General features: G+C 70.7%; 7 protein-coding genes. 6 read left to right on the top strand and 1 reads right to left on the bottom strand.

Going from position 1 to position 14,284, the window contains the following annotated elements; all coding sequences use genetic code 11:
- Positions 1–160: 160 nt before the first annotated feature.
- Both HEP85_RS27510 and HEP85_RS27505 read left to right on the top strand, forming a co-directional pair.
- Entirely contained in the window at positions 161–2,194 is a 2,034-nt protein-coding gene (locus HEP85_RS27510; protein ID WP_168534075.1) for a M4 family metallopeptidase, read from the top strand.
- 299 nt (positions 2,195–2,493) lie between these two features.
- Complete coding sequence (locus HEP85_RS27505; RefSeq protein ID WP_369657862.1) at positions 2,494–4,155, top strand: M4 family metallopeptidase; 1,662 nt, start codon at positions 2,494–2,496, stop codon at positions 4,153–4,155.
- 283 nt (positions 4,156–4,438) lie between these two features.
- Here HEP85_RS27505 and HEP85_RS27500 read toward each other — a convergent pair whose 3' ends face one another.
- Positions 4,439–7,057, bottom strand: coding sequence for a glycosyltransferase family 1 protein (locus HEP85_RS27500; RefSeq protein WP_168534073.1), 2,619 nt, complete (start codon positions 7,055–7,057; stop codon positions 4,439–4,441).
- A gap of 405 nt (positions 7,058–7,462) precedes the next feature.
- Between HEP85_RS27500 and HEP85_RS27495 the strand changes: the two genes are divergently transcribed.
- From HEP85_RS27495 to HEP85_RS27480, 4 genes are all read left to right on the top strand, one after another.
- Entirely contained in the window at positions 7,463–8,665 is a 1,203-nt protein-coding gene (locus HEP85_RS27495; RefSeq protein WP_329527439.1) for a S8 family peptidase, read from the top strand.
- A 199-nt stretch (positions 8,666–8,864) separates the two neighbouring features.
- Positions 8,865–10,982, top strand: a complete 2,118-nt coding sequence (locus HEP85_RS27490; RefSeq protein ID WP_369657861.1) for an alpha-1,4-glucan--maltose-1-phosphate maltosyltransferase — start codon at positions 8,865–8,867, stop codon at positions 10,980–10,982.
- Complete coding sequence (gene treS / locus HEP85_RS27485; protein WP_168530314.1) at positions 10,979–12,697, top strand: maltose alpha-D-glucosyltransferase; 1,719 nt, start codon at positions 10,979–10,981, stop codon at positions 12,695–12,697. The genes HEP85_RS27490 and treS overlap by 4 nt, the downstream gene beginning before the upstream one ends.
- 131 nt (positions 12,698–12,828) lie before the next feature.
- Positions 12,829–14,271, top strand: coding sequence for a maltokinase (locus HEP85_RS27480; protein ID WP_369657860.1), 1,443 nt, complete (start codon positions 12,829–12,831; stop codon positions 14,269–14,271).
- The last annotated feature ends 13 nt before the right edge of the window (positions 14,272–14,284 follow it).

The following is a 14,284-nucleotide window of genomic DNA, read 5'->3' as shown; positions in this document are numbered from 1 at the left end:
TCCACAGCAACCTCACAGCACCTCCGCCGTGCCGCGACCGAAGACCTTCGTGCAACTGGTTCCGCGTTCCGACCTGTTCTGCCCGGACGGCTACCCACCGCCCGGATCCCCACTGGCCGCGCGAGCCGTGGCCACGCAGAAGGAGTCAGTGTTGAGCAGCATGTCCTCGCACAGACGCACCTCCCACACCGCCCGTCGTCGTGTCGCCGCCGTCGCCCTCGTCGGCGTCTCCGCCCTGCTGGCCGCCGCGGTCCAGTCGGGCGCCGCGAGCGCCGCCCCCCAGAAACCGGTCCCGGGCAGGATCGACCCCGGCGCCGTCGCCCTGAGGCTCACCCCCTCACAGCGCGCCGAGCTGATACGCGACGCCGACGCCGCCAAGGTGACCACCGCCAAGGACCTCGGCCTCGGCGCCAAGGAGTCACTGGTCGCCCGTGACGTCATCAAGGACGCGGACGGCACGGTGCACACCCGCTACGAGCGCACCTACGGCGGACTCCCGGTCCTCGGCGGCGACCTGGTCGTCGACACCGCCAAGTCCGGCCGGACGGAGCGGGTCATCAAGGCGACGGGGGCCGCGATCAAGGTCGCCTCCCTCACGCCCGCGGTCGCGGCCGGCACCGCGGAGCGCCAGGCCCTCTCCGCCGCCAAGGCCGACGGGTCGAAGAAGACCGACGCCGACCGCGCGCCCCGCAAGGTGATCTGGGCGGCGAACGGCAGGCCCACCCTGGCCTACGAGACGGTCGTCGGCGGCTTCCAGGACGACGGCACCCCGAACCAGCTGCACGTCATCACCGACGCGGCCACCGGCAAGAAGCTCTACGAGTACCAGGGCATCGAGACCGGCGTCGGCAACACGCAGTACAGCGGTCAGGTGACCCTGACGACGACGCAGTCGGGCTCCAACTACACGCTGACCGACGGCGCCCGCGGCGGCCACAAGACGTACAACCTGAACCGGGGGACGTCCGGCACCGGCACGCTCTTCTCGCAGACCAGCGACACCTGGGGCAACGGCACCATCTCCAACGCCGCGACGGCCGGCGCCGACGCGCACTACGGCGCCGCGGAGACCTGGGACTTCTACAAGAACACGTTCAACCGCACTGGCATCAAGAACAACGGCGTGGGCGCCTACTCCCGGGTCCACTACGGCAACGCGTACGTCAACGCGTTCTGGGACGACAGCTGCTTCTGCATGACCTACGGCGACGGTTCCGGCAACGCGGACCCGCTGACCGCGCTGGACGTGGCCGGCCACGAGATGAGCCACGGTGTCACCTCCAACACCGCGGGCCTCAACTACACCGGCGAGTCCGGCGGTCTGAACGAGGCGACCTCCGACATCTTCGGCACCGGCGTCGAGTTCTACGCCAACAACACCTCCGACCCCGGTGACTACCTCATCGGCGAGAAGATCGACATCAACGGCGACGGCACCCCGCTGCGCTACATGGACAAGCCCAGCAAGGACGGGGGTTCTGCGGACAACTGGTCCTCCAGCGTCGGCGGCCTGGACGTCCACTACTCCTCGGGCGTCGCCAACCACTTCTTCTACCTGCTGTCCGAGGGCAGCGGCGCCAAGGTCATCAACGGCGTCAGCTACAACTCGCCGACCGCCGACGGCCTCCCCGTCACCGGCATCGGCCGCGACAAGGCCCTGCAGATCTGGTACCGGGCGCTCACCACCAAGTTCACCTCGACCACCAACTACGCGGCGGCCCGCACCGGCACGCTCGCGGCGGCGGGTGAGCTCTACGGCACCACCAGCGCCGAGTACACGGCGGTCCAGAACGCCTGGGCGGCCGTGAAGGTCGGCTCGCGTCCGGGCGGTGGCGGCGGCACGGGTACGTCGTTCGAGAACACGGCCGACGTATCAATTCCGGACAACGGAGCGGCGGTCACGTCCTCGGTCGCCGTCACCGGCCGCACCGGCAACGCCCCGTCGAACCTTCTGGTCGACGTGGACATCGTGCACACCTGGCGCGGCGACCTGGTCATCGATCTGGTGGCCCCCGACGGCTCGACGTACCGGCTGAAGAACTTCAGCTCGTCGGACTCGGCGGACAACGTCCAGGAGACCTACACGGTCAACGCCTCCTCCGAAGTCGCCAACGGCACCTGGAAGTTGAAGGTCCAGGACCAGGCGGCGCAGGACACCGGCTACATCAACAGCTGGAAGCTGACCTTCCCGTAGACCGCGGGTGAACGCGCGCCGAGGACAGGGCGCCGCCCCGGTGGTTCAACTCCCCGGGGCGGCGCCCTCTTTGCGTCGCCCGGAGTTTGCGTTGCCCTGCCTTTTACCCGTGATCGGGTCCGTATTACGTACAGCGATCTTCATCCAACGGACGCTTTTCGGCCAACATGCGCTTGCACTCCTGACATGTACGCGCCCCGGATGTCACTCTTCCACCGCACGGCTCACCCGCACCGCAACTTCACTTCGTCCGGACGACCACCCCACGGCGCCCGGACGCCCCCACAGAAGGAGCTTGCGTGACTCCCCTCTACGCGCGTCACAAGCGCACCACTCTGGCCATCGCCACCGCTGTCGCCGCCGGAGCCCTGCTCACCACCGGTCTGACCACCGGTGCCTCGGCCCAGACCGAGCCCCTCGCCGCGGCCGGCGGCGCGAAGCTCCCCGGCGCCACGGCGCAGCTGTCCGCCGTCGCGCGCACCAGCCTGATCAAGCAGGCCGACGCGGCCGCGCCCGAGACCGCCCAGCAGATAGGCCTCGGCGCCAAGGAGAAGCTGGTCGTCAGAGACGTCGTCAAGGACGTGGACGGCACGGTGCACACCCGCTACGAGCGCACGTACAACGGCCTCCCGGTCCTCGGTGGCGACCTGGTCGTCCACGAGTCCAAGGCCGGCCGGACCGAGGGCGTCACCAGGGCCGTGAAGGCGGCCATCAAGGTCGCCTCGCTGAAGCCGCAGGTCACCACCGCGAAGGCCGAGAAGCAGGCGCTGACCGCCGCGAAGTCGGCCGGCTCGGCGCAGACCACGGCCGACCGTGCCCCCCGCAAGGTGATCTGGGCCGCCACCGGCAAGCCCACCCTCGCCTACGAGACCGTCGTCGGTGGCCTCCAGGACGACGGCACCCCGAACGAGCTGCACGTCATCACCGACGCGGCCACCGGCAAGAAGCTCTACGAGTACCAGGGCATCGAGACCGGCACCGGCAAGAGCCTCTACTCGGGCACGGTCACGCTCAGCACCACCAAGTCGGGTTCGACGTACAACCTGACGGACGGCACGCGCGGCGGCCACAAGACGTACAACCTCAAGCACGGCACGTCGGGCACCGGCACGCTGTTCACCGACGCCGACGACGTGTGGGGCACCGGCACCGCCTCCAGCTCCACCACGGACCAGACGGCCGCCGCGGACGCCGCCTACGGGGCCCAGGAGACCTGGGACTTCTACAAGAACACCTTCGGCCGCAGCGGCATCAAGAACAACGGCGTGGGCGCCTACTCCCGGGTCCACTACGGCAGTTCCTACGTCAACGCGTTCTGGGACGACAGCTGCTTCTGCATGACCTACGGCGACGGTTCCGGGAACACCCACCCGCTGACCTCGCTGGACGTGGCCGGCCACGAGATGAGCCACGGTGTCACCTCCAACACCGCGGGCCTCAACTACACCGGCGAGTCCGGCGGCCTGAACGAGGCGACCTCCGACATCTTCGGCACCGGCGTCGAGTTCTACGCGGCGAACACCTCCGACCCCGGTGACTACCTCATCGGCGAGAAGATCAACATCAACGGCGACGGCACCCCGCTGCGCTACATGGACAAGCCCAGCAAGGACGGCGGCTCGGCGGACAGCTGGTCCTCCACGGTCGGCAACAAGGACGTGCACTACTCGTCCGGCGTCGCGAACCACTTCTTCTACCTCCTCGCGGAGGGCAGCGGCGCGAAGACCATCAACGGCGTCTCGTACAACTCGCCGACGTCGAACGGCTCCACGGTCACCGGCATCGGCCGCGCCAAGGCCCTGCAGATCTGGTACAAGGCGCTGACGACGTACATGACCTCGACGACGAACTACAAGGCCGCCCGCACCGCGACGCTCTCCGCGGCGTCCGCGCTGTACGGCTCCGGCAGCACGGAGTACACGACGGTGGCGGCGGCCTGGGCCGCGGTCAACGTGAACTAGTGATCCGCTAGGCGCGAGGCCGAGTCCGAACCATTCCCGTCGGGCGGGCGGCGCCCGCTGATCCGACGCGCATTCTCGGACACGGCCCAGGGCGGTACCGGAGTACGGCACGGCCGGCTGCACGTGCCGCCGCGAGTCTCGGTCTCGGCCGGACGCGGTAACCCGGCCCGCGGCCTCCAGCACGCGTACGCGCGCCGCTGCGGTCTGGCCCTGCGCCGCCTGTGCGCGGGCCTCGACCCGGTCTGACGGCGGCGCGGGCCACCGGGCCCCGGTGCGCCCGGACTCAGCGCATCAGGACCCCGGCCGCCTCCCCCACTCCCTCCGCGGGCACCGCCACGACCCCCACCTCGGCGCTCGACGCGAGCAGCCGGTGCGTGGGCAGGATGCGGACGGTGTAGCCGAAGGGTCCCGTGCGGTCGAGCGAGAGCGGGCCCTCGTACACCCACCGTCCCTCCGGGTCGGGGCCGCCCGCCGGCTTCAGCGGGACGCAGGTCGCGTCCGCGATGCGGTCCTGCGAGTCGACGCGCCCGGAGACGGCCTGCACCTCGACGTCGTCGGGGGCGAGGTCGGCCAGCGCGACCCGGACGCGCAGGTTGAGGGTGGTTCCGAGTTCGGCCGTGGTCGTGGCGGCGGAGGCCTCCACGTGGTCGACCGTGACCCGGGGCCAGGCGGCCCGGACGCGGGACTTCCAGGACGCCAGTTCGCGGGCCGTGTCCGGGGAGAGCGCGCGGTGCGAGCGGGCCGCGGGGGTGTACAGCCGCTCGACGTACTCGCGCACCATCCGTCCCGCCAGGACCTTCGGGCCGAGATGGGTCAGCGTCTGGCGGACCATCTCGATCCAGCGGTCCGGCAGACCGCCCTGGCCCCGCTCGTAGAAGCGGGGGGCGACGCGCTGCTCCAGCAGGTCGTACAGCGCCGCCGCCTCCAGGTCGTCGCGCCGGTCGTCGTCGGTCGCCGTGCCGTCCGCGGTCGGGATGGCCCAGCCGAAGTCCGGCCGGAACCACTCGTCCCACCAGCCGTCCAGCACCGAGAGGTTGAGGCAGCCGTTGAGCGCCGCCTTCATCCCGCTCGTCCCGCACGCCTCCAGCGGGCGCAGCGGGTTGTTGAGCCAGATGTCGCAGCCCGGGTAGAGCTTCTGCGCCATCGCCATGCCGTAGTCGGGCAGGAACACGATCCGGTGGCGTACCCGCGGGTCGTCCGCGAACCGGACCAGTTCCTGCACCAGGCGCTTGCCGCCGTCGTCCGCGGGGTGCGCCTTGCCCGCCACCACGATCTGGACCGGCCGCTCGCTGTGCAGCAGCAGGTCCATCAGCCGGTCCCGGTCCCGCAGCATCAGCGTCAGCCGTTTGTACGAGGGGACGCGGCGCGCGAAGCCGATGGTCAGCACGTCGGGGTCGAGCACCCCGTCGATCCAGCCGAGTTCGGCGGTCCCAGCGCCGCGCTGGCGCCAGGAGGCGTGCAGCCGCTCGCGCACCTCCACCACCAGCTGCTCCCGCAGTACCCGGCGCAGATCCCAGATCTCCTGGTCGGCGATGTCCGCCACCGCGTCCCAGCGGTCCGAGCCGCCGACCGTGAGCGCGTCCTCGGTGCGCTGCGCGCCGATCTGGCGGGCGCCGAGCCTGAAGACCTCCGGCGCCACCCAGGTCGGGGCGTGCACGCCGTTGGTCACCGAGGTGATCGGGACCTCGTCCGGGTCGAATCCCGGCCACAGACCGGAGAACATCTCCCGGCTGACGTGTCCGTGCAGCAGGGAGACGCCGTTCGCGCGCTGTCCCAGCCTGAGGCCCATCACCGCCATGTTGAAGAGGTTCGGCTCGCCACCCGGATAGGTCTCCATGCCGAGGCCGAGGATCCGCTCGACGTCGATGCCCGGGAGTTCGGCCTCGGGACCGAAGTGGTGGGCCACCAGTTCACGGTCGAAACGGTCGATCCCGGCCGGGACGGGGGTGTGGGTGGTGAAGACGGTTCCGGCCCGCACGGCCTCCAGCGAGGCCTCGAAGTCGAGTCCGGTCTCGGCGAGTTCGGCGATCCGCTCCAGTCCGAGAAAGCCGGCGTGCCCCTCGTTGGTGTGGAACACCTCGGGCTGCGCGTGGCCGGTGAGGCGACAGTACGTCCGTACCGCGCGCACCCCGCCTATGCCCAGCAGCATCTCCTGGAGGAGCCGGTGTTCGCTGCCGCCGCCGTACAGCCGGTCGGTGACCCCGCGCTCGCCGAGGTCGTTCTCCTCCACGTCGGAGTCCAGCATCAGCAGGGGCACCCGGCCGACCTGGGCCAGCCAGATACGCGCCCGCAGGGCCCGTCCGCCGGGGAGCGCCAGCGCCACCTGGGCGGGGGTGCCGTCGATCTCGCGCAGCGGTACCAGCGGGAGTTCGTTCGGGTCGAGGAGCGGATAGTGCTCCTGCTGCCAGCCGTCCCGGGACAGGGTCTGCCGGAAGTAGCCGTGCCGGTACAGGAGTCCGACCCCGATCAGGGGTACGCCGAGGTCGCTGGCCGCCTTCAGGTGGTCGCCCGCGAGGATGCCGAGGCCCCCGGAGTACTGCGGGAGCGCGGCCGTGATGCCGAACTCGGGTGAGAAGTAGGCGATGGCCGCCGGGAGTTCGGACGACTGGGTCTGGTACCAGCGCTCGCCGGTCAGGTAGTCGCGCAGGTCGTCGGCGACGGCGGCGAGCCGGCGCAGGAAGCGGCGGTCCTCCGCGAGTTCCGCCAGCCGCCCGGGCGGCACGCTGCCCAGCAGCCGTACGGGGTCGCCGTCCGAGGCGGCCCAGCGCTCGGGGTCGACGGACTGGAAGAGGTCACGGGTCTCGGCATGCCAGGACCAGCGCAGATTGCGCGCCAGGTCGCTGAGCGGGTGGAGAGTCTCGGGCAGTACGGGCCGGACGGTGAATCTGCGGATTGCCTTCACGAGTTCCACCTTCACGAAGGACGTAAGCGGCAGGACGTACGCGGCTGAGGGACGCACGTCCTTGTGCGCCCTTCGTCATCCACGACGTTAGCGGCGAGAGTGCCTCCGTAACTACGGCGCACGGGGGGTACTCCGGTGCGGGAGGCCGGGGGCTGCCCGGCCCCGGACGTCCCCTTGACAAGACTCTGGCCATCACGGCGGGTTCGGCGTGAACTCTCCGCGATCTTCACCCGCACCCCACGACCGATATGGCCGATTCCGCACTCATGGGTGGCCTTGTGGCACTTCACACCGCACGAGAGGCTGCCAGGTGGCGTGCGGCGGACCGGGTCGGCACCGGTCCGCACCGGTCCGCACCGGTCCGCCCGGTCCGCGCACGCCGAGTCGAGGAGGGGAAATCACGTCATGGCACGGACGAGACAGTGGCGTCCGCACGGGGCGGGAGGCCTGCTCGCGGTCGTGACGGCCGCGGTGCTCTCGGCCGTCACGCCGCCCGCGCACGCCGCATCGGAGGGCCGGCCGGCCGGCGTCGGCGCCCCCGGTTCCGTCGGCGGAAGCTACATCGTGACGCTGAGGGAGGGCATCCGGGCTCCGTCCCCCGAAGGAAAGGGCATCGCCCGGAAGTACGGGGCCAGAATCAGCCATACGTACGGCACCGCGCTCAACGGATACGCCGTACGGGCCGGTGAACGGCAGGCCCGCCGGCTCGCGGCCGACCCCCGCGTCGCCTCGGTCGTCCAGGACACCCGGGTGCGGCTCGACCGGGCCGGGAAGAACCCGCCGTCCTGGGGCCTGGACCGGATCGACCAGCCCGGTCTGCCGCTCGACAGGAGTTACGCGGCGCCGGCGCCGGCCGGCGCGGGCGTGACGGTGTACGTCATCGACACCGGCGTCCGGATCACGCACAGGGACTTCGGGGGGCGGGCCCGGTACGGCTGGGACTTCGTCGGGAACGACCGGACCGCGGGCGACGGCAACGGGCACGGCACCCATGTCGCGGCCACCGTCGCCGGGACGGCGTACGGCGTCGCCAAGAAGGCCCGGATCGTCTCCGTGCGGGTGCTCGGCGACGACGGCTCCGGCACCACCGCGCAGGTCATCGCGGGTATCGACTGGGTCACGCGGCACGCGCACCGGCCCGCGGTCGCCAATCTGAGCCTGGGCGGGAAGGCGAACGCCCAACTGGACGCGGCCGTACGCAACTCCATCGCCTCCGGCGTGACCTACGCGGTCGCGGCGGGCAATGGCGGACAACCGGCCAATCTGTACTCGCCCGCCCGCGTCGCGCAGGCGCTCACCGTCGGCGCCGTCGACCGGACCGACACCCGGGCGGGATTCTCCGACTACGGCGCCTCGCTGGACCTCTTCGCACCCGGCGTGGCGATCACCTCCGCGTCGTACCGGAGCGACACCGCGAGCGCGACCCTCTCCGGTACGTCGATGGCGAGTCCGCACGTCGCGGGCGCGGCGGCGCTCTATCTGGCCGGCCACCGCCGGGCGACACCGGCCCAGGTGGCCAGGGCACTCGTACGGCGCGCGGTGTCCGGGAGGGTCGCGCGCGCGGGGGCGGGTTCGCCCGACAAACTGCTGCGCGTCGGCGGCCCCTAGAGATCCGCCCGGGGGACGGGAACCGGCCCCGTCCGCGCGGGACGAGGCCGGTCCTGTACGCAGACATACGCGTAAGGAGTTAACAAAGCGTCGGATTGCCCACCCGAATAGGGTGGGAAGGCTCCTGCGGTACAGCCCGCAGGCCCCACCTCCCCACACCCTCATCCGCCCACCCACGTTGACGCGGACAGGAGCGGTCATGCCCGCCACGCACCACACGTCGCCACCCCCGACGACCACCTCCGACGCCTCCCCCCCACCCGCGGTCGACGCCGCTCCCGGCGTCCCGGAGAAACCCTCCGCAGACCCGCGCGGTGGCGTCGGACGCATTCCCGTCCTCGACGTACGTCCCCTCGTCCTCCAGGGCCGCCGACCGGCGAAGGCGGTGGTCGGCGAGGCCTTCGAGATCTCCGCCACGGTCTTCCGCGAGGGCCACGACGCGGTCGCCGCGAACGTCGTCCTGACGGACCCGCGGGGCCGCGGCGGCCCCTGGACCCCGATGCGCGAACTCGCCCCCGGCACCGACCGCTGGGGCGCCACGGTCGCCGCGGACGGGACGGGCCGCTGGACGTACACCGTGGAGGCGTGGAGCGATCCGGTCTCCACCTGGCGCCACCACGCGGGGATCAAGATCCCGGCCGGCCTCGACACGGAACTGGTCCTGGAGGAGGGCGCACGGCTGTACGAACGGGCGGCCGCCGGTGTGCCCGTGGGCCGGGACGGAAGGGACGTCGTGCTCGCCGCCGTGGACGCGCTGCGCGACGCCGGCCGGCCGGCCGCGGCCCGTCTCGCCGCCGCCCGCACCCCCGAGGTGGACCGGCTGCTCGCCCGCCATCCGCTGCGCGAACTCGTCACGTCCTCGGAGGCGTTGCCCCTGCTCGTGGAGCGCGAGCGGGCCCTGTTCGGCTCCTGGTACGAGTTCTTCCCGCGTTCGGAGAGCGGCCGGCTGGACCCGCTGGTGCACGGCACGTTCCGCACCGCCGCCGAACGCCTGCCCGCCATCGCGCGGATGGGCTTCGACGTCGTCTATCTGCCGCCGATCCATCCCATCGGCACCACGTACCGCAAGGGCCCCGACAACACCCTCTCCGCCGGTCCGGCCGACGTGGGCGTGCCGTGGGCGATCGGCTCCCCGGAGGGCGGGCACGACGCGATCCACCCGGATCTCGGCACCATCGACGACTTCGACGCGTTCGTACGCCGGGCGGAGCGCGAGGGCCTGGAGATCGCCCTCGACTTCGCGCTCCAGTGCTCCCCCGACCACCCGTGGGTGGAGAAGCATCCGGAGTGGTTCCACCACCGCGCCGACGGCACGATCGCGTACGCGGAGAACCCGCCGAAGAAGTACCAGGACATCTACCCGATCGCCTTCGACGAGGACATGCCGGGGCTGGTCCGGGAGACGCTGCGGGTGCTGCGGTACTGGATGGACCACGGTGTCCGGATCTTCCGCGTGGACAACCCGCACACCAAACCGGTGGTCTTCTGGGAGCAGGTCATCGCGGACGTCAACCGGACCGACCCGGACGTGATCTTCCTGGCCGAGGCGTTCACCCGGCCCGCGATGATGCGCACACTCGGGGCGATCGGCTTCCAGCAGTCGTACACGTACTTCACCTGGCGCAACACCAAGGAGGAGCTGACCGACTACCTCACCGAGCTGTCGGGCGAGGCCGCCGCGTCCATGCGGCCCAACTTCTTCGTCAACACCCCCGACATCCTGCACGAGTTCCTCCAGCTCGGCGGGCGCCCGGCCTTCGAGCTGCGGGCGGTGCTCGCCGCGACGCTGTCACCGACCTGGGGCGTCTACAGCGGTTTCGAGCTGTGCGAGAGCACCCCGCTGCGGAAGGGGAGCGAAGAATACCTGAACTCCGAGAAGTACCAACTGCGTCCGCGTGACTGGGAGTCGGCGGAGCGTGACGGACGTAGCATCGCGCCGTTGCTGGGTGCGCTCAACGCGATCAGACGGCGCAGCCCGGCCTTGCGGCAGCTGCGCGACCTGCACTTCCACCCCACGGACAAGGAGGCGGTGATCGCCTACTCGAAGTCCGTCACGGACGCCCGCGGATCGAACACGGTTGTGGTGGTGGTCAACCTCGACCCCCACCACACCCAGGAGGCCACGGTCTCGTTGGACATGCCGCAACTCGGCCTGGACTGGCACGAGTCCGTGCCGGTGCGCGACGAGCTCACCGGCGAGACCTACCACTGGGGCAGGGCCAACTATGTGCGTCTGGAGCCTGGGCACAGGCCCGCGCACATTCTCACCGTCCTGCGACCGTCCTCACCGCACATCGGAGGGTCACCCACCATATGATCGTCAACGAGCCCGTACCGGACACCTTCGAGGACACCCCGGCCAAGGACCGCGACCCCGAATGGTTCAAACGCGCCGTCTTCTACGAGGTCCTGGTCCGCTCCTTCCAGGACAGCAACGGCGACGGCGTCGGTGACCTCAAGGGCCTCACCGCGAAACTCGACTACCTCCAATGGCTCGGCGTCGACTGCCTCTGGCTGCCCCCGTTCTTCAAGTCCCCCCTGCGGGACGGCGGTTACGACGTCTCCGACTACACCGCCGTACTCCCCGAATTCGGCGACCTCGCCGACTTCGTCGAGTTCGTCGACGCCGCCCACCAGCGCGGCATGCGCGTCATCATCGACTTCGTCATGAACCACACCAGCGACCAGCACCCGTGGTTCCAGGAGTCCCGCGCCAACCCCGACGGACCCTACGGCGACTACTACGTCTGGGCCGACGACGACAAGCAGTACCAGGACGCCCGGATCATCTTCGTCGACACCGAGGCCTCCAACTGGACCTTCGACCCGGTCCGCAAGCAGTACTACTGGCACCGCTTCTTCTCCCACCAGCCCGACCTCAACTACGAGAACCCCGCCGTCCAGGAGGAGATCGTCTCCGCACTGCGGTTCTGGCTCGACCTGGGGATCGACGGCTTCCGGCTGGACGCGGTCCCGTACCTGTACCAGGTCGAGGGAACCAACTGCGAGAACCTTCCGCCAACGCACGAGTTCCTGAAGCGGGTGCGCAAGGAGATCGACACGCACTACCCGGACACGGTGCTGCTGGCCGAGGCGAACCAGTGGCCCGAGGACGTCGTCGACTACTTCGGCGACTTCCCCTCCGGCGGCGACGAGTGCCACATGGCCTTCCACTTCCCCGTCATGCCCCGCATCTTCATGGCCGTCCGCCGCGAATCCCGCTACCCCGTCTCGGAGATCCTCGCCAAGACCCCCGCGATCCCCAACAACTGCCAGTGGGGCATCTTCCTGCGCAACCACGACGAGCTCACCCTCGAAATGGTCACCGACGAGGAACGCGACTACATGTACGCGGAGTACGCCAAGGACCCGCGCATGCGCGCCAACATCGGCATCCGCCGTCGGCTGGCCCCCCTGCTCGACAACGACCGCAACCAGATCGAACTCTTCACCGCCCTGCTCCTGTCCCTCCCGGGCAGCCCGATCCTCTACTACGGGGACGAGATCGGCATGGGCGACAACATCTGGCTCGGCGACCGCGACGCCGTCCGCACCCCCATGCAGTGGACCCCCGACCGCAACGCCGGATTCTCCTCCAGCGACCCCGGCCGCCTCTTCCTGCCCACGATCATGGACCCCGTCTACGGCTACCAGGTCACCAACGTCGAAGCGTCGATGTCCTCACCCTCGTCGCTCCTGCACTGGACCCGCCGCATGATCGAGATCCGCAAACAGAACAAGGCCTTCGGCCTCGGCTCCTACACCGAACTCCCCTCCTCCAACCCCGCCGTCCTCGCCTTCCTGCGCGAAGCCCCCTCGACCGAGGACGAAGGGGACGACCTGGTGCTGTGCGTGCACAACTTCTCCCGCTTCGCCCAGCCCACCGAACTCGACCTGCGCGCCTTCAACGACCGGCACCCCGTCGAACTCATCGGCGGAGTCCGCTTCCCCGCCATCGGTGAACTCCCCTACCTGCTCACCCTCGCAGGCCACGGCTTCTACTGGTTCCGGCTCCGCAAGGACGCCGTGTAGAACCGGGGCGGGGCGGTTTCCCCCGTCCCGCCCTGGGCACCCATCAGTAACACCCCCGACTCGCCCGGACTCCGGGTCCCTGGGTCCTTGGGTCTCCGGTCCCCCGGTCCCTGGGGAAAGGACGCGACGCCATGTCGGAAGCCGCCACGCACCCTGTCACGGAACCCGTCGCACGCCCCGAGCTGCTCGCTTCGCTCGACCCGCTGCTGCGGGAGTGGCTGCCACGCCAGCGCTGGTTCGCGGGCAAGGGACGTCCGGTCACCGGATTCTCCCTGGTGACGGCCAACGAGTTACTGCCGACGTCCGGCCAGCTGGGCCTGCTCCACCTCCTGGTACGGGCACACCAGCCGGCCACCCCCGCGCAGGGGGCCACCGCCCAACAGGGCGACTGCTACCAGTTGTTGATCGGCGTACGCGAGGCACTGCCGCCGCGGCTCGCGCCCGCGCTGATCGGTCATGTCGAGGAAGGGCCGCTGGCCGGGCGCACCGTCTACGAGGCGCTGCACGACTCCCGCCCCGCCGACGTGCTCCTCGAAGCGCTGCGCAGCCGGGCCCGGATCGGCGAGCTGCGCTTCGAGCACGACCACCGTCAGCGGATCCGGGGTGGACTGGCGCCCCGGCTGGTGACGTCCGAGCAGTCCAACTCCTCCCTCGTCTATGGAGATACGTTCATCCTCAAGCTGTTGCGGCGCATCGTGCCGGGCGTCAACCCCGACCTGGAGCTGCCGCGCATGCTCGCGCGGGAGGGCTGCCCGCGGGTTCCGGCGCCCGCGGCGTGGATGACGGCGGACATCAGGGACGCCCAGAATCCGGCGGCCGGGGAGACATACGTCCTCGGTGTGCTGCAGCCCTTCGTCCGGGGCGCGACGGACGGCTGGGAACTGGCCCTGCACGGACTGGCCAAGGGCGAGGACTTCGGCGGCGAGGCGCGGGCACTGGGCCGGGCCACCGCCGAGGTGCACACGGCGCTCGCCCGCGCACTGCCCACGACCACGCTGGGGCACGTGCAGATGGAGCTGCTGGTCGAGGGCATGACCGAGCGGCTGGCGGCGGCGGCCCAGGCGGTGCCCGCGCTGCGCCCGTACGCGCCCGGTCTGCGGACCGCCTTCGACGCGCTGGCGGACCTGGCCGCCGAGGGACAGACCTGGACCGCACAGCGCGTCCACGGGGATCTGCACCTCGGCCAGTGCCTGCGTTCGCCCACCGGAGAGTGGTCGCTCATAGACTTCGAGGGCGAGCCGTCGAAGCCGCTGGCCGAGCGCCGTATGCCGCAGCCGCCGCTGCGCGACGTGGCCGGGATGCTCCGCTCCTTCGACTACGCGGCCCGCTCGAATCCCCGGACCACCACCGGTCCCGCCCCGGCCCCCGCCCCTGCCGTGTCCGAGTGGGCCGACACCTGCCGGGCCGCCTACTGCGCGGGTTACGCGGAGGTCGCCGGACGCGACCCGCGCACCGATCCCGTCCTGCTGCGCGCGTACGAGACGGACCGGGCCGTGTACGAAGTGCTGTACGAGGCCCGCCACCGGCCCGACTGGCTGCCGGTGCCCCTGGCGGTGGCTCGCCGCATCCCCTGACGTTTCCCGCTCA

Origin of the sequence: Streptomyces sp. RPA4-2, assembly GCF_012273515.2 — a bacterium.
GTDB classification, from domain to species: domain Bacteria; phylum Actinomycetota; class Actinomycetes; order Streptomycetales; family Streptomycetaceae; genus Streptomyces; species Streptomyces kaempferi.
The sequence above is the reverse complement of the archived record's forward strand: the minus strand, read 5'-3'. Positions and strand labels throughout refer to the sequence as shown.